21 protein-coding genes, 1 pseudogene and 1 other annotated feature are annotated in these 25,554 nt (G+C 40.3%); of the genes and pseudogenes, 5 read left to right on the forward strand and 17 right to left on the reverse strand.

Going from position 1 to position 25,554, the window contains the following annotated elements:
* Nucleotides 1-9: 9 nt before the first annotated feature.
* Together hisS and NSU02_RS14130 are read right to left on the reverse strand one after the other, a co-directional pair.
* Nucleotides 10-1,278 (reverse strand): histidine--tRNA ligase, encoded by a 1,269-nt coding sequence (gene hisS, locus NSU02_RS14125; RefSeq protein ID WP_144596729.1) that lies wholly within the window; start codon nt 1,276-1,278, stop codon nt 10-12.
* A 61-nt stretch (nt 1,279-1,339) separates the two neighbouring features.
* Nucleotides 1,340-1,558, reverse strand: a binding site (T-box leader).
* A gap of 59 nt (nt 1,559-1,617) precedes the next feature.
* Nucleotides 1,618-1,785 carry a hypothetical protein gene (locus NSU02_RS14130; protein WP_158640147.1) on the reverse strand — a complete coding sequence of 56 codons (168 nt, stop codon included), beginning with the start codon at nt 1,783-1,785 and terminating at the stop codon, nt 1,618-1,620.
* Between the two features lie 138 nt (nt 1,786-1,923).
* Here NSU02_RS14130 and NSU02_RS14135 point away from each other — a divergent pair, with 138 nt between their 5' ends.
* On the forward strand, nt 1,924-3,615 hold the full coding sequence (locus NSU02_RS14135) for an SH3 domain-containing protein (protein ID WP_339193156.1): 1,692 nt from the start codon (nt 1,924-1,926) through the stop codon (nt 3,613-3,615).
* 52 nt (nt 3,616-3,667) lie between these two features.
* On the opposite strand, the gene NSU02_RS14140 is transcribed toward NSU02_RS14135, so the two are convergent.
* A complete protein-coding gene (locus tag NSU02_RS14140) occupies nt 3,668-4,849 on the reverse strand; it encodes an IS701 family transposase (RefSeq protein ID WP_339192808.1) in 1,182 nt (393 codons plus the stop codon).
* A gap of 468 nt (nt 4,850-5,317) precedes the next feature.
* Between NSU02_RS14140 and NSU02_RS14145 the strand changes: the two are divergent.
* Nucleotides 5,318-6,718, forward strand: a pseudogene (locus NSU02_RS14145) (IS1182 family transposase); the annotation flags it as partial.
* 162 nt (nt 6,719-6,880) lie between these two features.
* Here the strand turns inward: NSU02_RS14145 and dtd are convergent.
* The 4 genes from dtd to recJ form a co-directional block, all read right to left on the reverse strand.
* The gene (gene dtd / locus NSU02_RS14150) at nt 6,881-7,321 is read right to left on the reverse strand and encodes a D-aminoacyl-tRNA deacylase (RefSeq protein ID WP_063387981.1); all 441 of its coding nucleotides are present in this window, start codon (nt 7,319-7,321) and stop codon (nt 6,881-6,883) included.
* Nucleotides 7,322-7,336: 15 nt separating this feature from the next.
* Entirely contained in the window at nt 7,337-9,520 is a 2,184-nt protein-coding gene (locus tag NSU02_RS14155) for a bifunctional (p)ppGpp synthetase/guanosine-3',5'-bis(diphosphate) 3'-pyrophosphohydrolase (RefSeq protein ID WP_063387980.1), read from the reverse strand.
* Between the two features lie 224 nt (nt 9,521-9,744).
* Entirely contained in the window at nt 9,745-10,257 is a 513-nt protein-coding gene (locus NSU02_RS14160) for an adenine phosphoribosyltransferase (RefSeq protein ID WP_063387979.1), read from the reverse strand.
* Nucleotides 10,258-10,277: 20 nt separating this feature from the next.
* Nucleotides 10,278-12,656, reverse strand: a complete 2,379-nt coding sequence (recJ, locus tag NSU02_RS14165) for a single-stranded-DNA-specific exonuclease RecJ (protein WP_339193158.1) — start codon at nt 12,654-12,656, stop codon at nt 10,278-10,280.
* A gap of 525 nt (nt 12,657-13,181) precedes the next feature.
* Here recJ and NSU02_RS14170 point away from each other — a divergent pair.
* Nucleotides 13,182-14,402 carry an IS110 family transposase gene (locus tag NSU02_RS14170; RefSeq protein ID WP_063388609.1) on the forward strand — a complete coding sequence of 407 codons (1,221 nt, stop codon included), beginning with the start codon at nt 13,182-13,184 and terminating at the stop codon, nt 14,400-14,402.
* Between the two features lie 409 nt (nt 14,403-14,811).
* Here NSU02_RS14170 and secDF read toward each other — a convergent pair whose 3' ends face one another.
* Nucleotides 14,812-17,034: a protein translocase subunit SecDF gene (gene secDF, locus NSU02_RS14175; RefSeq protein WP_339193160.1), complete on the reverse strand. Its 2,223-nt coding sequence runs from the start codon at nt 17,032-17,034 to the stop codon at nt 14,812-14,814.
* A 45-nt stretch (nt 17,035-17,079) separates the two neighbouring features.
* A complete protein-coding gene (locus tag NSU02_RS14180; protein ID WP_066249531.1) occupies nt 17,080-17,373 on the reverse strand; it encodes a post-transcriptional regulator in 294 nt (97 codons plus the stop codon).
* A gap of 99 nt (nt 17,374-17,472) precedes the next feature.
* On the opposite strand from NSU02_RS14180, the gene spoVB reads away from it, so the two are divergent.
* Together spoVB and NSU02_RS14190 are read left to right on the forward strand one after the other, a co-directional pair.
* Nucleotides 17,473-19,053 (forward strand): stage V sporulation protein B, encoded by a 1,581-nt coding sequence (spoVB, locus tag NSU02_RS14185; protein WP_339193163.1) that lies wholly within the window; start codon nt 17,473-17,475, stop codon nt 19,051-19,053.
* A 123-nt stretch (nt 19,054-19,176) separates the two neighbouring features.
* Entirely contained in the window at nt 19,177-19,566 is a 390-nt protein-coding gene (locus tag NSU02_RS14190; protein WP_327847802.1) for a TIGR04086 family membrane protein, read from the forward strand.
* 44 nt (nt 19,567-19,610) lie between these two features.
* Here the strand turns inward: NSU02_RS14190 and yajC are convergent, their stop codons facing one another.
* From yajC to NSU02_RS14230, 8 genes are all read right to left on the reverse strand, one after another.
* Nucleotides 19,611-19,880, reverse strand: coding sequence for a preprotein translocase subunit YajC (gene yajC, locus NSU02_RS14195; RefSeq protein WP_063387973.1), 270 nt, complete (start codon nt 19,878-19,880; stop codon nt 19,611-19,613).
* Between the two features lie 21 nt (nt 19,881-19,901).
* Nucleotides 19,902-21,047, reverse strand: coding sequence for a tRNA guanosine(34) transglycosylase Tgt (tgt, locus tag NSU02_RS14200; RefSeq protein WP_063387972.1), 1,146 nt, complete (start codon nt 21,045-21,047; stop codon nt 19,902-19,904).
* Nucleotides 21,048-21,086: 39 nt separating this feature from the next.
* Nucleotides 21,087-22,115, reverse strand: coding sequence for a tRNA preQ1(34) S-adenosylmethionine ribosyltransferase-isomerase QueA (queA, locus tag NSU02_RS14205; RefSeq protein WP_063387971.1), 1,029 nt, complete (start codon nt 22,113-22,115; stop codon nt 21,087-21,089).
* A gap of 23 nt (nt 22,116-22,138) precedes the next feature.
* Nucleotides 22,139-22,339 (reverse strand): DUF2905 domain-containing protein, encoded by a 201-nt coding sequence (locus NSU02_RS14210; protein WP_063387970.1) that lies wholly within the window; start codon nt 22,337-22,339, stop codon nt 22,139-22,141.
* Nucleotides 22,336-23,337 carry a Holliday junction branch migration DNA helicase RuvB gene (gene ruvB / locus NSU02_RS14215; RefSeq protein ID WP_066249540.1) on the reverse strand — a complete coding sequence of 334 codons (1,002 nt, stop codon included), beginning with the start codon at nt 23,335-23,337 and terminating at the stop codon, nt 22,336-22,338. Before ruvB ends, NSU02_RS14210 begins: the two co-directional genes overlap by 4 nt.
* 10 nt (nt 23,338-23,347) lie before the next feature.
* Entirely contained in the window at nt 23,348-23,956 is a 609-nt protein-coding gene (ruvA, locus tag NSU02_RS14220) for a Holliday junction branch migration protein RuvA (protein ID WP_066249544.1), read from the reverse strand.
* 100 nt (nt 23,957-24,056) lie between these two features.
* The gene (locus NSU02_RS14225; RefSeq protein WP_235600442.1) at nt 24,057-24,566 is read right to left on the reverse strand and encodes a BofC C-terminal domain-containing protein; all 510 of its coding nucleotides are present in this window, start codon (nt 24,564-24,566) and stop codon (nt 24,057-24,059) included.
* A gap of 236 nt (nt 24,567-24,802) precedes the next feature.
* Entirely contained in the window at nt 24,803-25,528 is a 726-nt protein-coding gene (locus NSU02_RS14230; RefSeq protein WP_144597700.1) for a YebC/PmpR family DNA-binding transcriptional regulator, read from the reverse strand.
* Nucleotides 25,529-25,554: the final 26 nt, after the last annotated feature.

Consider the following 25,554-nt stretch of genomic DNA (forward strand, 5'->3'; position numbering starts at 1 on the left):
TACTCTCCTTTACTTTCTCTCTTTTATATACTCTGCAAGTCGTTCAAATGCCACCGCATCTTGTTCGCCTGTTGCCATGTTTTTTACGTTCGCCACCCCTTTTTCTAATTCCTCATCACCTATGATGATGACAAATTTGGCTTGAAGCCTGTCCGCTTGCTTCAGTTGTGCTTTCATTTTCTTATTTTCATAATCTTTGTCTGCAGAAATGCCGGCTTTCCGCATTTCCTGCAATAGAGATACCGACCGTTCCTTCGCCCGATCTCCCAGTGCCACAATATAACAATCTAGACCTTTTTCAATCGGAAGAGCGATGTTTTCAGCATCAATTGCTGCTAACAGGCGTTCAATGCTTAAAGCAAAGCCGATCCCCGGCGTGCTTGGCCCTCCGGCTTCTTCGACCAAGCCGTTATATCTTCCGCCGCCGCATAAAGTCGTAATCGCCCCAAACCCTTCCGCATTGCTCATGATTTCAAATGCTGTATGGTTATAATAATCCAATCCGCGGACGAGATTTGGATCGATTTCATACTCAATGCCAAGCTCCGTTAAATATTTTAACACTTGATCAAAATATTGCTTTGATTCATCGTTTAAAAAGTCAATGATGGAAGGGGCGCTTTTCATCAATTCATGCTCGCGGTCTTGTTTACAATCAAGTATTCTTAACGGATTTTGCTCAAGCCGCTTTTGGCAATCAGAGCAAAATTCTCCAATTCTCGGCTTAAAATGGTTGACTAAAGCAGCACGATGTGCAGCTCTGCTCTCTTGATCTCCCAAACTGTTAATGACAAGCTTCAATTTTTTTAAGCCGAGCGATTGATAAAACGCCATCGCCAAAGAAATAACTTCAGCATCCAGCGCAGGGTCGTCCGAGCCGAGAGCCTCCACACCGAATTGAACAAATTGCCGAAAACGCCCTGATTGCGGTCTTTCATACCGAAACATCGGACCGATGTAAAAAAGCTTTACAGGCTGGTTCGGATCTGCGTACATTTTCTTTTCAACAAAAGCGCGAACGACTGCTGCCGTTCCTTCCGGTCTTAATGTTAAACTTCTTCCTTTCCTGTCGGAAAAAGTGTACATTTCTTTTTGGACAATATCGGTTGATTCGCCTACACCCCTTTGAAATAATTCCGTATGTTCAAAAATGGGGGTTCGAATTTCTTGAAAGCGATAAAGACGGCATATTTCCCTAGCTTTTTTCTCAACATATTGCCATCTTGAAGCCTCCGACGGCAAAATATCCTGTGTACCTCGCGGGATTTGAAAAGCCATTGTCGATTCTCCTCCACTTATAAAATAAATTCCATAAAAAAACCCGTCCCCTGACGATTCCCGTAGGGACGGGAGAGTCTCCCGTGGTGCCACCCTAATTGAAGCAATGCTTCCACTTAAAAGTTAACGCCTATTTACGTTTCCTCCTACTTTTACACCTTTCAGAGGAAAACCTCCGGAGTGTTCTTCACTAAGCGATCATGGGGAAAGGCTTTCAGCCTAAGGCCTTTCCTCTCTGTCCATGTGCATCCCAGCTACTTGTCTCCGTCATCGGTTGTTTATGTACGTTATTTTTAAATCTAGAATTTTATATTATCATACGAACAATACTGTGTCATGTCAAGAACGGCTGAGCCGATCACGGAGCTTTTTCGCCTCCTCTTGATTTAAACCATGCTCAAACGAAACCTCTATTAAAATATCCTGCATCGTACGATCACTGAAAGAAATACCAAACTGGTCATGAAAAATTGATGCGGAGAAAGAATGTTTTTCACTGGACCGCATATTTTTCCCCTTTCTTTTTCATCAGAATTTGCGTCTTAGTCTTCCCGCAAAAAAATGAAAAAATACTCAATGTAAAAAAGGAAATGCCGAAATAAAATAGAAATAGTTTTTTGCATGAATGTGAAAGGAGCATGGCCATTGCGAAAAAAATGCTTTTTAATCGTTCTGTTGCTTTCACTGCTTTTTACTTCTACCGCTCCAGTTTTTCATTCAGCCCAAGCGGATACGCAAAATGCAGTCATTAAGCAAGATAAAGTAAATGTCCGGACAGGTCCCGGTTTAAGCTATCCCGTAATGAAAAGCGTTCGGTACGGTGAAAAATACCCGATTGTCGCAAGGAAAGGAGATTGGGTGAAAATTCAATTAAAACAGGGCTCTTCCGGGTGGGTAGCCGATTGGCTTCTTTCAGTAGAAACCGAGCTTCAAAAAAAGGATTATGTCGTTTCTACGACTACCGGGTTAAGAATCCGTTCTGGCCCCGGGACAAACTATAAAGTTGTTGGACAGTTTCCTAAAGGGGAAAAAGCGCATGTGTTGATGAAACAGGGGAAATGGGTGAAAATTTCCTATAATGGCCGGCAAGGATGGGTCTCTTCTGCATATGTAGCTCCAGCAGCAAGCAAAACTCCTTCGAATCAGAAGCATAGCCTCGGTACGGTTACAGCCACTATATTAAATGTTCGTTCAAAACCAAATGCACAATCATCAATTACCGGCAAGCTGACAAAAAACATGAAAGTTGAAATCATTTCGGAACAAGGCAATTGGTATAACATTCGCTACAACAATGTGACGGGGTGGGTGTCGAAGCAATATATTACCAAAGCAGCAGCTAAAAGCAGCAGCACTTCCCCGCAAAAAGGAAGGATTACAGCCAGTTCGTTAAATGTTAGAAGCGGTCCGTCTTTACACTCAAAAATTGTCGGTACCATTAAAAAAGGAACAGAGGTAGAAATCATAGGTGCAAACGGAGATTGGTATCAAATTAGATATGCGAAAAACAAAACAGGCTGGGCATCCAAAAGATATATCGAAGCTGGCTCAAAGAAAACAAACGGCGCTCAATCAGTTGTCCTTTTATACGACGGAACAAATTTGCGCAGTGCACCTTCCACTTCTGCAAAAATTGTTCAAAGAGGAAACAAAGGGCAGACTTTTCCAATTGTAGGGATTTATAATAATTGGTATAAAATTCAGCTCCGAAACGGTCAAACAGCTTATGTAGCAAGCTGGGTCGTCACAACAACAAGCGAAAACAATTCCAATAAAGGGACAAGCATACCGTCAAACGGTAAAAAAGTCATTATCGATCCGGGCCACGGAGGCTATGACAGCGGGACGATCGGTGTCAGAGGGACGCTGGAAAAACATTTAACCTTAAAAACAGCTAAACTTGTGTACAACAAATTAAAAAGAGCAGGTGTAAATGCAGTTTTAACTAGAAGCGACGATACATATATCAGCCTGCAATCCCGTGTAGGAATTTCTGTAAAAAACAACGCAAACGCCTTTGTGAGCATCCATTATAATAGCTCAATCATTCCAAGCGCAAATGGAATCACAACTTTTTATTACAATTCTGCAAAGGATAAAGCATTAGCAAATGTAATTCACAAAGAGATGGTGAGGCATGTCAATTTAAGAAACCGCGGTGTTCAATTTGGAAATTATTTTGTGCTGCGTGAAAATAAACGTCCTGCTGCTTTGCTTGAACTAGGTTTTTTGAGCAATCCTATGGAAGAGTGGACAGTCAGCACAAACGCTTACCAAGAGAAAATCTCACAAGCGATTTATAAAGCGGTCGTCAAATATGTAAACTCCTGTAGATGAGCAATTTTCATAACAATAATTACCATACCAAAAGAGACAAACAGGGTACCCCTTATGCCACATGGAGCTGTTTTTTGACAACATCAATGGGAATATCTTGCTTCGCTGCATGGTAAATGAACTCGACGAGACTATGCCCTTTCTTCGTTCGGAGAAGATCAAGCCCAGTAGAGAAATCCCGGTTGGACTCGACCATACTGTACACATAAGCGAGTTGCACCAAGATCCAATACCGTTTCACCGCCCGACGTTGACGAACGCGGTACCCATCGAGCTTCAGCTGGTCTTTCGCTTGTCGAAAAAAGCATTCGATCGACCAACGTTGGGCATAGTAGCGCAAGATCTCTTCATCGCTTAGCTCCCGGTCGGTGCTCAAGACGCAGTGAAGATGTTCGGGTGTCATCGGCTGATCGGCTTTCCAAGCCAACAACACAACGGCATCATCGAGACCTTTCAGCGATCCCTCGTAGCGATACACGCGATAACGCTCTTCTCCCACCGTGACGAGATGGGTGTCGTTCGGTTCGATATAGCGGGCAAACTGTTTGGCTTGGATGGCGATGCCTTTCGGATAGAGAATCCGGTTCGTTTTGAGCATCGCGATGACGTGAAATCCTTTTTTCAGACAGGCTTCCACGAGCGCTTGCGATGGATACCACGAATCCATCAGCACATAAACGGGACGGCGTACATCCAAAGAAGAAAGCATCTCGATCGCGAGTTCCCCCTTGCTTTTCCCAGCCGCCTTGTCGTAGAGGCGGAACGCAAAGGGAAAAGCCTGGGTCATCGTATGAACCATGAGCCAAACAAGAGAATGTCCCCAGATCGACTTTTTCTCTGTGTGAGAATAGTGCCAATCACACCCTTGAATGGCGTGCGTTGCCCGTGACGAAGGCTTGATTTTTTGGCAAATCGTATCATCGATCGAAACAAAAAGGGGTTGATTTTTCTGTTTGGCGATCCGTTCGACACGATGAAGCATCCATTGCTGGAGTTTGCCAAGCAGCGTCTCTTCATCCCAAGGGCTTTTCGTGAAAAAATGGCTGAGTGTCGTTCGATGATTGGGGTGAAAGCTCCAATGATGAAGATCGGTCAACGTTCCAGAAAAGCCTTTCGTGATCATCGCATCCACGATATGAACGAGATGCTTCATGACAGGTTTTGAAAAATAAAGTGCCAACCCCAACATCGTGAAAAACTTGTGGATTCCTTGATGATGTGCTAATCTATTCATGAGACATGAACCTCCTTGTGTGAATGGTTTGTTGGCACATCTATTCTAACCAAGGAATCGGGTTCATGTCTCCTTTTTTGTTTCGATGTAAATTTATGTTAGTGATTTTGCTCATCTACTGTAAACTCATAAAAAGGGGCTGTCCGAAAAGTCGATTGAATCGACCTTGGGCTCAGCCCTTTTTTCTGTTTTTAGGGTACAAAAAAATCGTCCTTTTTTATAGAATGAAATTGACCAAAAAACATTCTACAGAAAGGACGATTTCTTATGAATAATCAAATGACTATTCAAGAAAATTATAACACGCAATTAGAAATGACTCTAGAGGGTATTCAAAAAATAGAGGTTCAAAAGAATAAGAAACGCAAAAAACTAGTTTTCCAACCTTATTGCAATCGTCAAGTCATGAGCATTTTAGATATCGAAATGTATATTCCTGAAAATCATGTCGCCCGTTTAGTGGATGAAATGGTGGAATCGATTCCGGATGAAGTGTTGTATACTCATTATGTTGGTGGGGGTCGTGCACCCTATCACCCTAAAATGTTATTGAAAGTGATTTTATATGCGTACACTCAAAATGTTTATTCAAGTCGGAAAATAGCGCAAATGGTGAAAGAAAATCTTCCGATGATGTGGTTGGCGGGATTGCAAACCCCTGACCATCGCACAATAAATGATTTTCGTAGTGTTCGTATGTCAAACATGATGGATTCTGTATTTGAACAATTTGTCCTTCAACTAGTAGAACAAGGACTTATCGACCTCGACCATATTTTTGTGGATGGTACGAAAATAGAAGCGAATGCCAACAAATATACGTTTGTATGGCGAAAATCCGTAGAAAAATATGATCAGAAACTACGAGCCAAAATTCAATCGTTTCTACAAGAAGCGCACCAAATCGCCTTGGAGGAATTAAAAGAAGAACAATTAGAAGAAGAATTAGAAAAATCATCGGCACAACTTTCTGAGAGAATAGAAGCTTTGGAAAAAGATTATAAACAGGAAGAAGACAAAGAAAGAAAAAAAGAACTTCGCTCTAAAAAATCCCAACTCACCAAACAACTGAAAACGATTCAAACGGATTATCTTCCACGATTACGAAAATACAAAGTACAAAAACAGATTCTAGGTGAACGAAATAGCTACTCGAAAACCGACCATGAGGCCACTTTTATGCGAATGAAAGAGGACCATATGAAAAACGGCCAACTCAAGGCGGGTTATAATGTTCAACTCGCCACACAACATCAATTTATCGTGGGATTTGAAATTTATCAAAATCCAGGAGATACTCGCTGTTTCCAACCATTTATGGAAAAGTTATTGGAATCGATGCCGAAGGAAAAGAAACTCAAGTATGTCATTGCCGATGCAGGATATGCGAGTGAAGAAAACTATTTATATGCGATTGGCGAAGAAAAAGAACCTCGTTTTGAATTATTAGCCCCATACCAAACCTATTTGAAGGAACAAAGTAAAAAGTTTAAAAAGGATTTATCAAAAGTACAAAACTGGAAATACATCGAAGAAGACGATTGCTTTATCTGTCCGAACAATCGGAAAGTCGTATTCAAGTATTATCAAAAAAGAAAAAATGCATCTGGATACATACAAGATTTGAAAGTGTACGAGTGTGAAGATTGTACGGATTGCCCGTTGAAGAATGGGTGTACGAAAGCCAAAGGAAATCGTCGAGTATATTGGAACACGATTTATGAAGAAATGAAAGCGAAAGCCAAAGCAGCTCTTGGTGACGAACAAAAGGCAGCTCTTTATGCGAAGCGTAAAGTGGATGTCGAAAGTGTGTTCGGTAACATCAAGGGCAATTTGCGTTTCACTCGATTTCTGTTACGGGGGCTTCATAAAGTCCGAACAGAATTCGGGATTGTGGCAATGGCCCACAACATACTGAAATGGGCCGCAAATTCCCAAACCAATTTCAAAAATAAGGAAACAGAGCGAATGGAAAAACTCATTGTTTTCTCCATTCGCTCTGTTTTTATGGACTTTTTAGACAAGCCCTTTTTATTTGCTTTCGATAATCAATGTTACTGGGCCAACGTTTGTAAATTCAACAGCCATCATCGCTCCGAAAGAACCCGTTTCAACACGTACGCCTTTTTCTCTCAGTTTGTCGTTGAAAGATTCATATAGTTTTTCAGCAATATCCGGTTTGGCTGCTTGCATAAAATTTGGCCTTCTTCCTTTCCGACAATCGCCGTACAGAGTAAATTGGGAGACGGATAAAACTTCGCCCCCAACATCTAAAAGAGATAAATTCATTTTCCCTTCTTCATCCTCAAATATGCGCAAATTGGCCACTTTATCCGCTAAAAACTCTGCATCTTTTTCCGTATCCTCGTGTGTAACACCGACTAGCACCATTAAACCGAACTCAATCGAACCAACAACTTGTCCATCTACTTTGACATTTGCATTCCTTGCTCGTTGTACTACAACTTTCATCATGTATTTCCTTTCTTAATTCATAATTCTCCGCACTGAATATACATCCGGTATTTGCTTGATCCGATCCACAACTTTTTGAAGATGGCTGACATTTTGAATCGAAATTCCTAAATGGATGTTCGCTACTTTGTTACGGTCCGTTCTTCCCGAAATTGTCGTAATGTTTGTCTTCGTCTCTGTTACAGACTGGAGCACTTCATTTAATAAGCCGCGCCGGTCAAAACCTAAAATCTCAATTTCCACATTGTATTCCTTCCGGCCGTCCAGCTGATTTTCCCATTCCACTTCAATTAACCTGTCTTTTGCATCCTCTTTATTGACATTTGGACAATCAGACCGGTGAACAGATACCCCTCTTCCTTTTGTAATAAATCCGACAATATCATCGCCAGGGACTGGGTTGCAGCAGCGGGAAAGCCTGATTAACAAATTATCAATACCCTTTACAGACACTCCTGCATCACGGCGCTTCGGCCGCCTTGCACCTTGTTGAACCACCTTTTCCATCAATTTTTCCTGCTCTTCTATATCCCGCTGTTTGCGAATTTTTTCGACTAGGCGGTTTGCAACCTGTAAAGCAGTAATGCCGTTGAAGCCAACTGCCGCATACATATCGTCCTCATTTGAAAAATTAAATTTTTCCGCGACACGTTTTATATTTTCCTGAGTAAGGACTTCTTTCACATCAAAATCCATCGCTTTAATTTCTTTTTCAATTAATTCTTTTCCTTTTTCAACATTCTCCTCTCGGCGCTGCTTTTTGAAAAATTGGCGAATTTTATTTTTCGCTTGAGAGGTCTGCGTCAATTTAAGCCAATCTTGGCTCGGACCGTAAGAATGCTTCGACGTCAATATTTCCACTATATCTCCGGTTTTTAATTTATAATCAAGAGGCACTATTTTTCCGTTTACTTTTGCTCCGATCGTCTTATTGCCTATTTCAGAATGAATTCTGTAGGCGAAATCAATCGGAATCGACCCGGCGGGAAGCTCAATGACATCTCCTTTTGGAGTAAATACAAACACCATGTCAGAGAACAGATCAACTTTCAATGCCTCCATAAATTCTTCGGCGTTGGAAGAATCGTTTTGAAACTCCAATATTTCTCTAAACCAGCTCAGTTTTTTATCAAAAGATGTAATGCTTTTTCCTTCTTTATAAGCCCAATGGGCGGCAATCCCGTATTCAGCGATCGCATGCATTTCGTATGTGCGAATTTGAACCTCAAGGGGATCCCCCTTCGGACCGATGACAGTCGTGTGAATGGATTGATACATGTTTGTTTTCGGCATTGCAATATAATCTTTAAATCTGCCAGGCATCGGCTTCCAGCATGTGTGAATGATGCCAAGCACTGCGTAGCAGTCTTTTATGCTGTTCACAATAATTCGCACAGCCAGCAAATCATAAATTTCGTTAAATTGTTTATTTTGGAGAACCATTTTACGATAAATGGAATAAATATGCTTCGGCCGACCGTACAGCTCTGCCTTTATCTTTACTTCTTCAATTCGCTTCTTTAAATCTTCAATTACCTCTTCAACATACTTTTCCCGTTCTGCACGTTTCTTTTTCATCAAATTGACAATTCGGTAGTATTGCTGCGGATTTAAATACCGCAAGGCTGTATCTTCAAGTTCCCATTTGATTTTTGAGATTCCGAGGCGATGGGCGAGAGGAGCAAATATTTCCAACGTTTCATTGGCGATTCTTCGCTGCTTTTCCTGCGGCAAATGTTTTAACGTACGCATATTGTGAAGACGGTCTGCCAGTTTAATTAAAATGACCCGAATGTCCTTCGCCATAGCGACAAACATTTTCCGGTGATTCTCCGCCTGCTGCTCTTCTTTTGATTTATATTTAATTTTTCCCAGCTTTGTTACTCCATCCACAAGCATAGCGACTTCATCGTTAAATTCTTGTCGAAGCTCGTCTAATGTCACATCCGTATCTTCCACAACATCATGTAAAAAGCCGCCAGCAATCGTTGTAGGATCCAGCTCCAAGTCTACTAGAATCCCGGCAACCTGCACCGGATGCATAATATATGGTTCGCCTGATTTGCGATATTGCCCATGATGGGCGTTTTTTGCAAACTCGTATGCTTTTTTTATAAACTCTATATCGTCAGGCGGAAGATACTTTTCCGCTTTTTCGAAGATCTGTTCAGCTGTCAACATTTGTTCGTTTGCCATGGGATCACCTTTAATTGTATATACGTTATTGTTTTTATTATTAAATAAAATTAACAAACATGTAAAGAGAAGAATACGATCCTTTTGAAAAGGGGTAAAAAAAATAGAGCTGCTGCGGCTATTTTACGAGTGGATGGAAAATATTACAACTTCTAAAGTTTTTCATTTTATTGTTTAAAAAAAAAGCACCCATTAAGAGTGCTTCATTTATAGATTTGCGCCGATTAATATTTAATCAATGCTAATATATCATAGCCTTCAAGCCTTTTTCTGCCCTCAAGATAAGACAATTCAATTAAAAAGGCAATGCCGGCAACCTCTCCGCCAAGCTGTTCCACTAATTTAATGGTAGCTTCAATCGTTCCTCCAGTCGCCAGCAAATCATCGGTTATTAACACTCGCTGGCCAGGCTTAATCGCATCTTTATGAATGGTTAATGCATCTTTTCCGTACTCAAGCCCGTATTCCACCTTGATCGTTTCGCGCGGAAGCTTGCCTTCTTTTCGAACAGGTGCAAAACCAACTCCGAGAGAGTAAGCAACTGGGCAGCCGATGATAAACCCTCTTGCTTCTGGACCGACAACAATATCAATCTTCTTTTCACGCGCATATTGAACAATTTGGTCTGTTGCATATTTAAATGCTTCCCCGTTGTCCATTAATGTTGTGATATCTTTAAAAGAAATGCCCGGTTTTGGAAAATCTTCAACAATTGTCACGTATTTTTTTAAATCCATCACTCGTCCTCCTCGGTTGTTTACCATTCATGAACTTGTAAAAATTTATCGGCATCTCGTTTCAAGACTGCCTTTTCAAACCATTCCTTCAGTTCTTGATAAGAAGAATAGAGAAGCTGCTGTTCCAGTTTCATTTGATCCAGCTTCTGCTGATATGTTCCGGATTCTGATAAATCCCGTTTTTTCACCTTTTTGTTTAATGTAATCACACCATTGTTTATTGTAACAAATTCAAGTTCAAAAAACACCTTTGTCATAAAAAAGATCGTTTCTTTTGTCCAGCCACGGTATTTGGCTAAATCTTCCCCATATTTTTTGTAATCGAAAGAACTTTTTTTCGTTAAGAATGCGTAATACCATTTAAAATGCTCTCTTGTCGGCATTGTTTGAAAAAAGTGGTCTGCGTGCTGATAAAAAATAGCATAAATTCTTTCAGGCATTCCTTGCTCAAATGCTGAAACAAGAAATTCGATTGCCGGGGGCATATCGAGAAATACAACATACTTATTGGAAACATCTATATTTTTGTAATCCTTTATTTCTGATATTATATGAATTTCATGAATGTACGGTTGATCTTTATATAATTTTATAGATTCTTCATGAAAGGCGATCAGCAATCGTTTTTCAGCAGGAAGTTTAGAGAGCAAAGCCTCCGTTCCTCTTGAACCTCGCCAATCAAAAAGCTGCCACGCTGGCACGGCAAGGTCTTGAAGCAATAGCTGCGGCTTTTTTACATAATTCCATTCGTTGATCGCAAGCTCACCGACAATAGAAACGTTTGCGAAAGGAGATATTTCTTCTGCCAATTCTCCCTGTCCAAAGCCGACGACATCTAATTCAAATTCCTTCTCCTCAATCTTCATTTTCAAATGATTTCCGTTTACCCCAATTTTTCTAACATCTGCCGCATTGACATTCTCTAGTAAAAAGAGCGGCTTCGGATTATCGACTCCGAAAGGGGCAAGCTTCTCCAGCTCTTCGACTGCTTTTATTGTGACATGCTCCAATGAACAGGCACATTCAATGTTTTTTACGGGAATAAAATCTTCATCTGAAAGCTGACTATTTGCAAGATCGATCATTTTTTGGCGCAGCTCGTCAATATGCTCTGCTTTCAGCGTCATGCCAGCAGCCATCGTATGGCCTCCAAAATGAGGGAGAAGCTCCCTGCATTCCGATAAGTTTTTAAATAGATCAAACCCTTGAATGCTTCGCGCAGACCCTTTGGCAAGACCTGTCTCACGATCAATGCTCAACACGATGGCAGGACGGTAAAATTTTTCGACCAATCTGGAAGCAACGATTCCGATCACTCCAGAATTCCAGTTTTCTTTTGCGACGACTAAAACAGGATTGTCTTCGATTGGAAAATTTTTCTCAATTTCCTTAATCGCTTCGTCCGTTATCTCTTGTACAAGCTTCTGCCTTTGCTTATTTAATTGATCGATTTCCTTAGCAAGCATATCAGCTTTTTCTTTATCATCTGTCAACAACAATTCAACGGCAGGATCGGCTTCTTGCAGCCTCCCTGCCGCATTAATTCTCGGTCCTAAAACAAATCCTATCGTTTCCTCATTTACGGAAGATTTGTCCACTCCAGCAATGGAAAGAAGCGAATTTATGCCAGGTCTTGTCGTCGTTTTTAATTTTTCAATCCCTTTTTTCGCAAGAAGCCGATTTTCTCCGTATAGAGGTACTAAATCAGCAATTGTTCCAATGGCTGCGATCTCTATCAGAGATTCTGGAACCTTTCCATAAAGGGCATGGACCATTTTAAAAGCAACGCCTACACCTGCCAGCTCCTTAAAAGGATATGTTGAATTTGGCAATTTCGGATGAATGATCGCATACGCATCAGGCAAAACAGGCCCCGGTTCATGATGGTCTGTGATAATGAGGTCGATTCCAAGCCTTTTGGCTAAATCCGCTTCATTGATTGCCGCGATGCCGGTATCAACTGTTATAATCAGCCTGCATCCTTTTTCATGAATCATTCGGAAAGCATGTTCGTTTGGCCCGTATCCTTCTGAAAATCGATTCGGTATGTAAAAATCGACGTTTGCCCCCAATTCCTTTAATGCCGTCAACAGGACGGCAGTGCTGGAAACGCCGTCCGCATCATAATCACCGTATACGACAATCTTTTCACCAGCGCGGATTGCTGCAAAAATACGCTCACATGCCCGCTCCATCCCATCCAACAAAAAAGGATCATGAAATGAAGGTTCCTTTATATGTAAAAACTCTTTTGCTTCTTCAACATTTTGAATGCCGCGATTCACAAGTAATCGAGCAGTCAAATAGGTAATATTCAAAGAGTCGATTAATGCTCGAACAGCCTCTTCGTTGGACTCATCCCTATATAAACGATTCCAACGAAATTTAGATCTCAGCATGATTTCACCCCTCAACTTCTCCTATTATACAGAACGAAATGAAATGTTTTCAAACACTATTTTTAAGGTTATGTTTCTTCATAAGAAAGAGAGGGGCTGTCCGATGAGTTCCTAAAATGAAGGAGTTTGGAGAAATACATTGTGAAGGACAAAAATAATCGAATAAAATTTGTAAATGTCCTTCATAGAAGCAATGAAGTCCAACTGGAATAAATTGTATGCACTGAATGTCCGTCATAAAACTTTTGGAGAACGTAATGAAGAAAGAGAGCATAAGAAACATACTAACATTAGTAGTACAGACCTAGGCCAAGGTTTGTGCTACTATTTTTTTATAGTAGAAGTGAAGGAAGGTCGAACATCCCCTGGGACCAAATAGAGTCCGTATTAAAAACAGACCAACTTCACATCCTTATTTGAATCAGTTTAGTATGTTGGGTCCGAAGAGACCGTGTATAAGAAAATGGAATCAATAAGGCAATGTGAAGAACTTCTATGTTTGGCTAAAAAGGAGAGGCAGAAAATATGAAACACGTAGTGGCATTTGATGTCAGTATGGGGAAAAGTACAATGGTCATTTATGACCGTTATCGTCAATGCGAATATGAGGGTGAAATAACCCATAACCGCTACTCTTTCGAGAAATTAAACGAAACCCTTATATCTTTAACACAAAAAGATGCACAGGCACCTGATATTGTCTTTGAAGCAACAGGCGTATATTCAAAACCACTAGAACGATTCTTAGGTGATCAAGGTTATATGTATTATCGAGTTAACCCACTCGAAGCGAATATTCAAATGGCTTCAATGAGGAGACAAAAAACAGATAAAAGCGACGCTCATGAACTTGCGAAAACTCACTTTAGAGTTGAACGTGAACAAACTTATCAAGAAGGGGAATATTATAAACAAATGCGTGCAATGACGAGATATTATGATGAATTAAGTAGTGAAATGACGCATTTATATAGTCGTTTACATGCGATTCTACAATTGAGTTTTCCCGAGTTAGAAAAGCTATTCAGTAAACGTTCTGCTTTATTTTTGAATGTCGTTCAATTATACCCTCATCCGGATCATGTGTTAGTTTGTTCAAAAACAGTGATTCGTAATCGTTTAAAAGCCAACACAAGAAAAAACTTATCATTGGCACGTGCTGAAGAAAAAGGGATCGCTTTAATCGAAGCAGCAAAAGAAGCGTATCCAGCAATTTCAAAAGATGATATTCGCTGTGAACAAGTGCGGGATTATGCCAAACGGATTGCAGACTTGAAGGAGAAAAGAGATCAACTTGTCCAAAAGATGGTTAAATTATCGAAAGATAAACAAGAGTATCAGATTTTAATTTCATTTCCAGGAATCGGAGAAACGACTGCAGTTCGTTTAATTGGAGAATTAGGAGATATTCGACGATTCAAAAACCATAAACAACTGAATGCTTACGTCGGTATTGATATTATGAGATATCAATCTGGGAATACCTTTTATAAAGACAAGATTAATAAAAGAGGAAATAACAAACTTAGAAAGATTCTATTTTACATGATCCAGACCATGATCCAACTACGGAAAAACACACAAAATCATATTGTAGATTATTATGATAAATTAAAAACGCAACCCCAGAGGAAACCTCATAAAGTTGCGTCCATAGCATGCGTGAATAAGTTCTTGAAATCGGCTTATCACCTTATCACACATAATCTGAAATACGATTACGAAAAGGCAACAATGCATCAGTAATCGTAAGTAAGATTATATCACAAAGACCTGACGAAAAAAATGGAAATCGTGAGGTCTATTTGTCATGCGAAAATTTATTTTGGAAGGAAGGGGTCCCCCTTCCTTCCAAAATAAAATCTATATTAACCAAATTATTTACTAAAAAATACTTGACTAGAGGTAAGAAGGGGGATGTCTAATAAGTCGTTTTTACGGCTTATTGACGCTCCCATTAATGTTTTAGAAATGTTGATATATCGGTGTTTATGATTTTTTGTTTTCAATGGCGATTTGACTTTCAAAGACAGCCCCTAAACACAAGATAGGAAAAATAGTCTGTCCGATAAATCCCTAAAATGAAGGAGCCCCAAAAAGTCAGTTAACCCTGACTTTTTGGACAGCCCCTTCGAACTTTTACAGCGGCTGTTCACTAGTTTTCTTTTACAGAACGTTTTTCAATTTGCTTCCATTTCCAAACGAGCCAAAGCTGGCTGGCGATAAACAAAGAGGAATAAACGCCTGCGATCAATCCAACCAACAAAGCAATCGAGAAATTTAAAATGGACGAGCTTCCGAATAAAATGAGAGCGACAACAGCAAAGATCACGGTTAAAACGGTGTTAATCGATCTTGTAAAGGTTTGCCGCAAGCTTTTGTTGACAATTTCCGCAAGCTGCTCAAATGTTTTTATTTTTTTCGCTTTTCCCATGTTTTCTTTTATACGGTCAAACGTAACAATCGTATCGTTGATCGAGTAACCAATAATCGTCAACACGGCCGCGATAAATGTAATGTCTACTTCAAGACGGGTGATGCTGAAAAAGGAAATGATAAAAAAGGCATCGTGCAATAGGGCAAGCACAGCTGCAAGCGCCATATAAAATTCAAAGCGGATGGATACATATATGATAATCCCAATGGAAGCAATTGCAACACCGATGAGAGCATTTCGCGCCAGCTCTTTTCCGACTGTTGGCGAAACCGTGCTTATATTTGGCTCTATCCCATACAGCTCTGTGAAATGTTCTTTTACATTTGAAATCGTTTCTTTATCAAATGCGCCTACAAATCGTACAACTGCTGTGCTTTTATCATTACCAGATAATACAATTTCATCCGGCTTAAGCCCGATTGATTTGAATTCTTTTTCGATTGTATCAGCCGATAGCGGCTCATTTGTCGCTAGCTCGACCCGCGTTCCACTCGTAAAATCGATGCTTAGATTCAATTTAGCAACAAAGAGGATGATGATGCCTGCGACAATTAATACACTTGATAAAACGAAAAACTTTTTCCGATGTTTAACAAAATCAATATGATCAAAGCGAGTTGGGACATCGGTATCTTTATTCGTTTTCGTAATATCCAAAATATCGCTTTTCCTCACGCCAAACCAATGCGGCTTTTTGTCAAATGCCCGGCTCTCCACGAGCAATCCGAGCAGCAATCTGCTTAAATAAATCGCCGTAAGGAAGGATATAATAATGCTGACAATGAGCATTGTCGCAAATCCTTTTACAGAGCTTGTTCCAAAAATAAACAAAACAACAGCTGCGAGTATTGTCGTAACATTGGCATCAAAAATGGTTAAAAGCGATCTTTTGTTTCCTGCTTTAAAAGCAGATCGGACACTTTTTCCAAGCTTTAATTCATCCTTTATTCGTTCGTCTGTAATAATGTTCGCGTCAACTGCCATCCCAACCCCTAAAATAAGGGCGGCGATCCCCGGCAATGTAAGCACCGCATGCATCCAATTGTACACAACTAAAATGAGGTATATGTATGAAACAAGCGTGATAGATGCGATCAATCCCGGCAAGCGATAGTAAAAGATCATGAACAGCATAATGAGGCCTACGCCGACGTAACCCGCATAAATGGTTGATTGCATCGCTTCTTCCCCATATTTTGCCCCGACAGAAGTTGAATAAATTTCGTGCAGCTTCACTGGCAATGCACCAGCATTCAGCAAACTTGCTAATTGCTGCGCTTCTTCTACCGTAAATTGTCCTTCAATCGTGACCGTAGTCGTATCAAACACTTCATTTACGTACGGATCGGACAAAAATTTCGGATTCGCTTTTGCTGCTTCTTTTTTATACGAGTCGCCTTCTTCCCAATCAAGCCATATGATCAGCTTATTTTCAGGCGCCATTTTTACTATTTTCTCTGTCACTTCTTTAAATTTTTTCGCATCCTTTAGCTCAACGACAACGTTCGGTTTACCGTTTTGGTCAAATGATTGCTTGGCACCGCCTTGCACTAAGTCTGAACCGTTTAGTAATTCTTTGTCATTGACATCACGAAAGGTCAGTTCTGCCTGCGTCGACAAAATTTTCCGAGCTTCAGTCTGATCCGTCACGCCTGCAAGCTGAACGCGAATTCGGTCATTCCCTTCTATTTGGATATTTGGTTCGCTCACTCCAAGTGCATTCGCCCTTTTGTCCAGCGCTTCAACTGCACTTAATAGGGCTTGACGGTCAATTTTATCTCCTTTATTTACCGGCTTCACTTCATATAAAACTTCAAAGCCGCCTTTTAAATCAAGACCAAGCGTAATGCCTTCTACGATTGGTTTTGTCGTTGCGCCAGTCAAACCTAAAAGGGCGAAAACAATGATAAAAAATGATATAATTCGGCCTTTTTTTGCCATGTTGATCCTCCTCAAGCTTATATGCGAAACATCGCCTTATCATCTTTAGGTTAATTCTTTTAATATTTCTTGTCCTTCTTTACTATCTAACCATTTTGCATCTTTCATAAACTCAATGGTCGTATAATTCATGAAATCGGACACTTTCACTGACATAATCCCTTCTACTAACCGATGTACTCTGACACCCTCAATTTTTTTCCATTTTTTTCTTTTCAAAAAAGCCCACAATTCATCCTCTGTCATTTTATCGTATCCATACAGCCGGAATTCTTCGAGCTTGCTTTTCAAAAACGGCCTTAAATACTTGCGATAGGCATCTACCGAATAGTTCTCCACTTTTATGCTCCTTTCTTAAAAGGTTGTCATGCCTGTACTTCGAGTCTGCATATAGTAATTGTATATGATATCAAGTTTTTTGAGAAGGCAGGGAGAAAAATGCCGAAGCAAACCTTTTTAAAAGGAATGCTCATTTTAATGACGGCAGGCCTCATCACAAGAATTCTCGGTTTTATTAATCGAATTGTCATAGCCAGAATGATTGGAGAAGAAGGGGTTGGCCTCTACATGATGGCGATGCCTACGTTTGGCCTTGTCGCAGCAGCTACACAGCTCGGTTTGCCGGTTGCCATCTCCAAGCTGGTCGCGGAAGCGGATGCAAAAGGAGACAGCAAAAAGGAAAAAAAAATACTGGTTGTATCTTTAACAATTACGTGCAGTTTAAGCATTATCATCGCACCGCTTGTGTTGTTTTCCGCCTCATATATTTCTGAAACATTGCTTACAGACCCAAGAACATTCTTTCCTTTGATTTCCATCACTCCTGTAATTCCTATTATTGCTGTATCCTCTGTTTTGAGAGGCTACTTTCAAGGAAAACAAAACATGACGCCTGCGGCATTCTCCCAGGTGCTTGAGCAAGCGGTCAGAATCGCCTTTATTGCCGTTTGTACAAAAGCTATGCTGCCTTACGGAATCGAATATGCAGCCGCTGGCGCCTTTGTTGCGGCAGCAATTGGAGAACTTGCTTCCTTACTTTACTTACTAATAGCGTTCCGTTTCAAAAAGCAAATTCGAGTGAGAAAATCGTTTTTCCGTTCGTTAAAAAAGGGAAAAGAAACATTCAGTCAGCTCATGAAAATTGCCCTGCCGACAACCGGCAGCCGATTTATCGGCAACATTTCATGGTTTCTCGAACCGATCGTTGTTTCACACAGTTTACTGATCGCCGGCGTTCATTCATCTTTAGCTACAAAACAATATGGGGAATTGACGGGGTATGCGCTTCCTTTATTAATGCTTCCCTCTTTCATCACTTTTTCGCTGTCAACATCATTAGTGCCCGCATTAAGCGAAGCGATTGCCCAAAAAAGGATTCGATTAGCAGAATATCGGCTGAGGCAAGCTTTAAGGCTCTCGCTTGTTACAGGCGGACTAGCAGTTGTTATTTTATACGTGTACGCTGAACCGATCATGATCTTTATGTATGGAAATGCTCAATCTGCCATCTATGTGAAAGTTATGGCTCCTTTTTTCATCTTTTATTATTTCCAAGGTCCACTGCAAGCAGCATTGCAAGCATTAAATTTAGCAAAAGCAGCGATGACCAACAGTTTAATCGGTTCCATTTTAAAAACAGCGCTCATTTTTGTTTTCGCAACTAGGCCGCAGCTCGGCATTATCGGCGCAGCTCTTGCCATTATAAGCGGGTTTATGATCGTTACTCTTCTTCATTATGCAACGGTGCTGAAAGTGTTTAAGTTCACAATTTATTTAAGAGACTATGTTCTATCTTTTGCAGCCATTTTCTTAACAGGTTGGATCTCCTATCATATTTACGATATCTTATTGGAACAACTGCATTTGCTGCCAAAGTTAATGTATGCATGCATGATCACAACAGTTATTTACAGTCTGTTTCTTATCATCTTTCGACTAGTCGAAAAGGAAGAAGTAAAGCGAATTCCCCTAATCGGTCCGTATATAGCAATCTTTATTCCGATGCAGAAAAATCGTTAAAATCTATCCGTTTCATTCCTTTCACCCTGATCTGGCAATTTTAATTCTAAATCTTTTTTTTATGAATATGCTTGTATAAAAGTGATTACCCTTGTACGGGTGAACATGGGAGGAGATGAATGGATGATTGAAGCAAAGCGGTGGGGGAAAGCTGTATTTTACGGTGTTTTTACCATTTTGATCATTGCTTTGATTTCCAGTTTTCTTTTATCTATTTTATTACGATTTACTAGTTTAACAGAAGATTCGCTCTTTTGGGTCATCACATCTATAAGTTTTTTAGCCGTTTTTATCGGAGGTTTTATAGCTGGCGGAAAAGGTAAAGAAAAAGGGTGGCTTTTAGGCGGTGCGACAGCGGTTGCTTACACGGGAATTGTGTTGTTGTTTCAATTTTTAGGTTACGGAAAAACGCTTTCGCCAGAATCGCTATTATATCACGGTGGATTTTTAATCACTTCAATAGTTGGAGGAATGCTGGGAGTCAATATTTCGTCGCCAAAACGGCAGGCTTAAAAAGAAAAAGGCTGACATTTAAGTCAGCCCTGTTTTTTGTAGAACTATGATTGTTCTACGACTTCTCTCACAGCATTTCGGTCAAAAGTTAAGCGGGAGCCGTCTCCCGTACGGATGACGATTTTATCTTCATCCAATGAATCAACCGTCCCATGCAAACCGCCAATCGTTACGATTTTATCACCCTTCTTCAAGTTTGCCTGCATGTCACGGATTTGCTTTTGCCTTTTTTGCTGAGGTCTGATCAACAAAAAGTAAAAAATAGCAATCATCAGCACAAAAGGCAGCACTGTTGCTACAAAATTCTCCGACATTTCTTCACCCCTTTCTAAGCATTAAAAGTTTTTCGCATTTGGTTTATTGAATCCGTACCGTTCAAAAAATTCTTCTCGGAAATCTCCTAAACGGTCTTCACGGATTGATTCCCTAATCTGCTCCATTAATTTTATCAAAAAATAGAGATTATGGTAAGATGTTAATCGAATCCCAAATGTTTCATTGCTTTTAATTAAATGTCTGATATAAGCACGTGAATAATTTCGGCAAACGTAGCAATCACAAGATTCATCCAATGGACCGAAATCGCGCGCATATTTCGCATTTTTTACGACAAGCCGACCTGTTGATGTCATTAAGGTGCCGTTGCGCGCAATTCTAGTAGGAAGCACGCAATCAAACATATCAATGCCCCGAATCGCTCCATCTATCAGTGAATCTGGAGAACCGACCCCCATCAAATAACGAGGTTTGTCGCTTGGCAATAAAGGCACGGTAAATTCTAGCACACGATTCATCACTTCTTTCGGTTCACCGACAGAAAGACCACCAACCGCATATCCCGAAAAATCAAGCGAGACAAGATCGCGTGCGCTTTGCTTCCGCAAGTTTTCATATTCGCCGCCTTGTACAATTCCAAACATCCCTTGTTCATTTTCTCTTTTGTGAGCTGCTAGACAGCGTTCAGCCCATCTGGAGGTTCGTTCTACAGATTGTTTCATATAATCAAATGATGCCGGGTAAGGCGGGCATTCGTCAAATGCCATTATAATATCTGATCCGAGAGCATTTTGGATTTCAGTTGCTTTTTCTGGAGATAAAAACAGCTTGTCCCCGTTTAAATGATTGCGAAAATATACTCCCTCTTCTTCAATTCGCCGGAATTCGCTTAAGCTGAACACTTGAAATCCGCCGGAATCGGTTAAAATCGCTCCATCCCAATTCATAAAAGAATGGAGACCTCCTGCCTCCTTAACGATATCTTCCCCTGGTCGGAGCCATAAATGGTATGTATTGCTCAAAATGATTTTTGCGCCAATTTCTTTTAATTCCTCCGGTGACATAGTTTTGACGGTCGCCAATGTTCCCACAGGCATAAACACCGGAGTTTCAAACGAACCGTGAGGTGTATGTACGATTCCAAGGCGGGCGCCTGTTTGTTTGCATGTTTTGATCAGTTCATATCGAATAGGTGGCTTATTCAATGAAAGCCCCTCCTTTATTCAGTGTACCTCTATTCTGTTTCAAATAATCAGCATGGCATCTCCAAAGCTGAAAAAACGGTATTTTTCCTTTATAGCCTCCTCATACGCGCGAAGAATTGTTTCTCTTCCAGCCAGCGCACTGACAAGCATGATCAGAGAAGACTTAGGAAGATGAAAATTTGTAACGAGTCCGTCTATTCCTTTAAAATTGTAGCCCGGATAAATAAAAATGTCTGTCCAACCGCTTTCTTCGACAAATTTGCCTCCATGTTTTCCAGCAATTGTTTCCAGCGTTCTAGTTGAAGTCGTACCGACTGCGATAATACGTCCTCCCTTTTCTCTTACTTCATTTAATAAGCGGGCCGTTCCCTCTGTCATTTGATAAAATTCCGCATGCATTTTATGTTCTGTAATGTTTGTGCTGCTGACTGGACGAAATGTCCCAAGCCCGACATGCAGCGTTATAAAAGCGATATGAATCCCTTTATTTTTTATATTTTCGAGTATTTCATCTGTGAAATGCAAACCTGCAGTCGGTGCAGCTGCTGAACCAATTTCTCGGGAATAAACGGTTTGATATCGTTCTTTATTATCAAGCTGCTCTTTAATGTATGGGGGCAATGGCATTTCCCCAAGCTGATCCAAAATTTCCAAAAAAATGCCTTCGTATTGAAATTCAATGATTCTACCGCCGTGTTCAAGAGTTCCTACACATGTTCCTTTTAAAAGGCCGTTTCCGAAATTTAATGTTGTCCCTACTTTGACTCGCTTTGAAGGTTTTACAAGGGTTTCCCAAACATTCCCTTCTTTTTCTTTTAGCAATAAAACTTCCACTTTGGCCCCGGTTTCTTCTTTCACCCCGTACAATCTGGCCGGCATGACCCGCGTATCATTTAAAACAAGGCAATCACCCGGAGATACATACTCAATTAAGCTTTTAAATCTGCTGTGCGTAATATCTCCGCTTTTTTTATCAACAATCATTAATCTTGAAGCATCCCTCTCCTTCAACGGAGTTTGGGCAATCAGCTCCTCTGGCAATTCGAAGTCAAATAATTCGATATTCATCCTGTTCACCTAGCTTCTGTCCATTATTTAAACCGTCCTAAAAAAGAAAAAATGAACGTTAAAAGCAAACTAATGACAATGCATGTGACAATCGGAAAGAAGAAGGTGAAATTCCCTTTTTTTACCACGATATCTCCTGGCAGTCTGCCGACAACTTGCATAAATAAGCCGATAAAAAGCAAAATACCGCCAAGCACCATCAATAGCTTTGGAAATTCCGTCATCTTTTCGGCACCTCCATTTGAAAATGTTTATACACAAGATCTGTTACTATTCTTCCCCTCGGTGTTCGCCGAATAAAACCGATTTGCAATAAATACGGTTCATAAACATCTTCAATTGTGTGCGCTTCTTCACCGATTGTCGCTGAAATGGTCTCAATTCCAACGGGTCCTCCTTGGAATTTTTCAATGATCCCTAAAAGAAGTTTATGATCGATATGATCCAATCCAAGTTTATCCACTTGCAAACGCTCCAAGGCGTCTTCAGCAAGATGGGCGCTGATTTTTTCAAATCCGAGCACTTGCGCAAAATCCCTGACCCTTTTAAGAAGTCTGTTCGCAATTCTTGGCGTTCCCCGCGATCTTCTGGCTATTTCAACGGCTGCCTGCTCTTCAATCTCGATATTTAACAGATTGGCCGTTCGTTTGACTATCTTTGAGAGCTCGTGCTCTTGATAATATTCCAAGCGGCTTAACACACCAAATCGATCCCTTAAAGGAGCAGTTAATAAGCCAACTCTAGTTGTTGCACCAACAAGTGTAAACGGTGGCAGATCCAACCTGATCGTACGGGCGCTTGATCCTTTTCCAATGACGATATCTATACAAAAATCTTCCATCGCTGGGTACAAGACTTCTTCGATCGAACGATGCAGCCGGTGAATTTCATCAATAAATAAAACATCCCCCGGTTCTAAAGAAGTGAGAATAGCCGCTAATTCTCCCGGCCGTTCAATCGCGGGCCCTGAAGTATGGCGGATATTCGTCCCCATCTCATTTGCGATAATCGTTGCAAGTGTTGTTTTCCCGAGCCCTGGAGGTCCATATAAAAGAACATGATCCAACGTTTCTTCTCTAATCTTTGCCGCTTCAATAAATATTTTTAAGTTTTCCTTAATCTTTGATTGACCGATATATTGATCGAAAGATTGAGGACGAAGGCTGAATTCAAAATCTTTTTCTCCCGCTTCAGCTTCGCCTGCAACAATTCTTTCCTCCATTGCTATCACCTTATTTCAAAAGCAGTTTCAATGCTTTTTTCACATATTGATCAGTTGAGAGCGATTCACCTTCCAATGACGGCTTGATTTTTGCTATCTCTTTCTCACTGTATCCTAAAACTTTCAGTGCATCGATCGCTTCCATAAGCGAATGATTGCTATGTTTTTGGTCTGTTTGTACCTGATTAGCTAACATGTTGGAAGACGGTTCTGAAACGAATTCGACGAGCTTCCCTTTTAAATCTAAGATGATTTGCCTCGCTGTTTTCTTTCCGACACCAGGAAATTTTACTAAAAATGCTTCATCTTCATTTTCAATGGCCTCCACTACTTGCTTTGCATCCCCATAAGCCAGGATCGCCAGAGCACCCTTCGGACCGATTCCTGTTACGTTTAAAAGCTTGGAAAAGAGAGTCTTTTCTTCACGGCTTGAAAATCCGTACAGAGCGAGGAGATCCTCCCTTACATATTGATATGTATAAACTGTCACTTCTTTTTTTATATGTTTTTGATAGCTGAAAGGATTGGGAGTGAAAATTTGAAAGCCGATTCCGTTCCGATCGATCACAATTGAATCTATTGATATATGATCTACAACTCCGCGGATAAACTCAATCACTGCGTTCACCTCTCATCACTTAACCTATTTTAACATAAAGAACTCGCTCCGTCAGGGAAAGAACTGCAAAAATAAACCGATGCAAAAAGCATCGGTCCTTTTATTTGAATTCATCAGCAGAATAAGCTTTAAAGGTATTGATGACATTTAAATAATTCTCTTTATTTTTTACGGGAATTCCTCTTTTTAGTTGCAGGTGGCGATAGCTTTCCAGTTTTTTTATATCGATCTGGAAAAAAGACTGAATGACTTCATTGTCTGCGTCAGGCTTCCCGTTAAAAATCGACAAAGTCCCGTCTTCCATAATACCGAAAAAACCATTTGTTTTTAATAAAGGAGAGAGGTCATCAATTTGCTTTTGAAAGACAATTTCGTCGCCATCCTGACGAACAACCTGCCAATCTTGATATTTCGCAATTACATCTGCGATAGAATGATGATGTTCTGTTTTGACCTCTTCGCTCACTTCGCCATCAAGATAAACTCTTCTCAAGATGACTTCAACTGTCGAGGAATGATGATTCGCATTTGCGAAAGATGCTTCAGGATGGAAATGACAAAAAGCTAAGATCATCAAAGTATAACAAAAGAGGCAAAATACCTTTTTCACATGCCACCACTCCTGAACTTATAACACATTTGTTTTTATTTATTGTAGCCATCATGAGAAGTTTTAACCCTTAGTCCTGATTCTTCATCTTATTACATATTATGGCAACTACCTTGTATATCATGGCATGCTTGTATATTAATACGTTTCAATTAGAAAAAGTAAAATGGATAACTTAACAATTTCATTTTTTCGGCTGTTAGATTTTTTAATCGTTAATATCAATAAATTTTCAATCACTCATCTTCCTGCATATTATGGAAGACTTCTTGGACATCGTCGTCATCTTCAAGGACATCGATTAATTTGTACATTTTTTCAGCTGTTGTTTCATCTAGTTGCGTGTACGTTTGAGGAATCCATGTGATTTCCGCTGTTTCCAGTTTATATCCTTTTTCTTCTAAAGCGGTTTTTACATTATTCAAATTTTCAGGAGCGGTATAAATTTCAAACGCCTCACCAGACGCTTCTAATTCTTCTGCTCCAGCGTCAATTGCTTCAAGAAACAAGTCATCCTCTTCAATTCCGTTACCATCAATAACAATATATCCCTTTCGTTCGAACATATAGGATACACAACCAGTTTCTCCTAAGTTTCCTCCGTTTTTATTAAAGGCAGTGCGAACACTTGTTGCTGTACGGTTTTTATTGTCCGTCAGACATTTTACCATTACAGCGACACCGCCGGGGCCATATCCTTCATATGTAATTTCTTCATAGTTGGCTCCATCTTGGCTGCCGGTCGCTTTTTTAATTGCTCGTTCTATATTATCGTTCGGCATGTTGGCAGCTTTAGCCTTGTCAATGGCAAGTCTGAGGCTAGGATTCGCGTCAGGATCTCCTCCGCCTTGTTTAGCCGCAACATAAATTTCTTTTGCCAATTTCATAAAAATTTTGCCCCGCTTCGCATCTTGGGCATTTTTTCTTCTTTGAATATTTTTCCATTTAGAATGTCCTGCCATTCTAAAAATCCCCTCTCATAAACAAA

The sequence above is a fragment of the Aeribacillus sp. FSL W8-0870 genome (assembly GCF_037963755.1).
Taxonomy (GTDB): domain Bacteria; phylum Bacillota; class Bacilli; order Bacillales; family Aeribacillaceae; genus Aeribacillus; species Aeribacillus composti.

Coding starts and splice junctions, on each gene's coding strand:
- hisS (WP_144596729.1), bottom strand. CDS start 1,278: ATGGCTTTTCAAATCCCGCGAGGTACACAGGATATTTTGCCGTCGGAG.
- NSU02_RS14130 (WP_158640147.1), bottom strand. CDS start 1,785: ATGCGGTCCAGTGAAAAACATTCTTTCTCCGCATCAATTTTTCATGAC.
- NSU02_RS14140 (WP_339192808.1), bottom strand. CDS start 4,849: ATGAATAGATTAGCACATCATCAAGGAATCCACAAGTTTTTCACGATG.
- dtd (WP_063387981.1), bottom strand. CDS start 7,321: ATGAAAGTTGTAGTACAACGAGCAAGGAATGCAAATGTCAAAGTAGAT.
- NSU02_RS14155 (WP_063387980.1), bottom strand. CDS start 9,520: ATGGCAAACGAACAAATGTTGACAGCTGAACAGATCTTCGAAAAAGCG.
- NSU02_RS14160 (WP_063387979.1), bottom strand. CDS start 10,257: ATGGATTTAAAAAAATACGTGACAATTGTTGAAGATTTTCCAAAACCG.
- recJ (WP_339193158.1), bottom strand. CDS start 12,656: ATGCTGAGATCTAAATTTCGTTGGAATCGTTTATATAGGGATGAGTCC.
- NSU02_RS14170 (WP_063388609.1), top strand. CDS start 13,182: ATGAAACACGTAGTGGCATTTGATGTCAGTATGGGGAAAAGTACAATG.
- secDF (WP_339193160.1), bottom strand. CDS start 17,034: ATGGCAAAAAAAGGCCGAATTATATCATTTTTTATCATTGTTTTCGCC.
- spoVB (WP_339193163.1), top strand. CDS start 17,473: ATGCCGAAGCAAACCTTTTTAAAAGGAATGCTCATTTTAATGACGGCA.
- NSU02_RS14190 (WP_327847802.1), top strand. CDS start 19,177: ATGATTGAAGCAAAGCGGTGGGGGAAAGCTGTATTTTACGGTGTTTTT.
- yajC (WP_063387973.1), bottom strand. CDS start 19,880: ATGTCGGAGAATTTTGTAGCAACAGTGCTGCCTTTTGTGCTGATGATT.
- queA (WP_063387971.1), bottom strand. CDS start 22,115: ATGAATATCGAATTATTTGACTTCGAATTGCCAGAGGAGCTGATTGCC.
- NSU02_RS14210 (WP_063387970.1), bottom strand. CDS start 22,339: ATGACGGAATTTCCAAAGCTATTGATGGTGCTTGGCGGTATTTTGCTT.
- ruvB (WP_066249540.1), bottom strand. CDS start 23,337: ATGGAGGAAAGAATTGTTGCAGGCGAAGCTGAAGCGGGAGAAAAAGAT.
- NSU02_RS14230 (WP_144597700.1), bottom strand. CDS start 25,528: ATGGCAGGACATTCTAAATGGAAAAATATTCAAAGAAGAAAAAATGCC.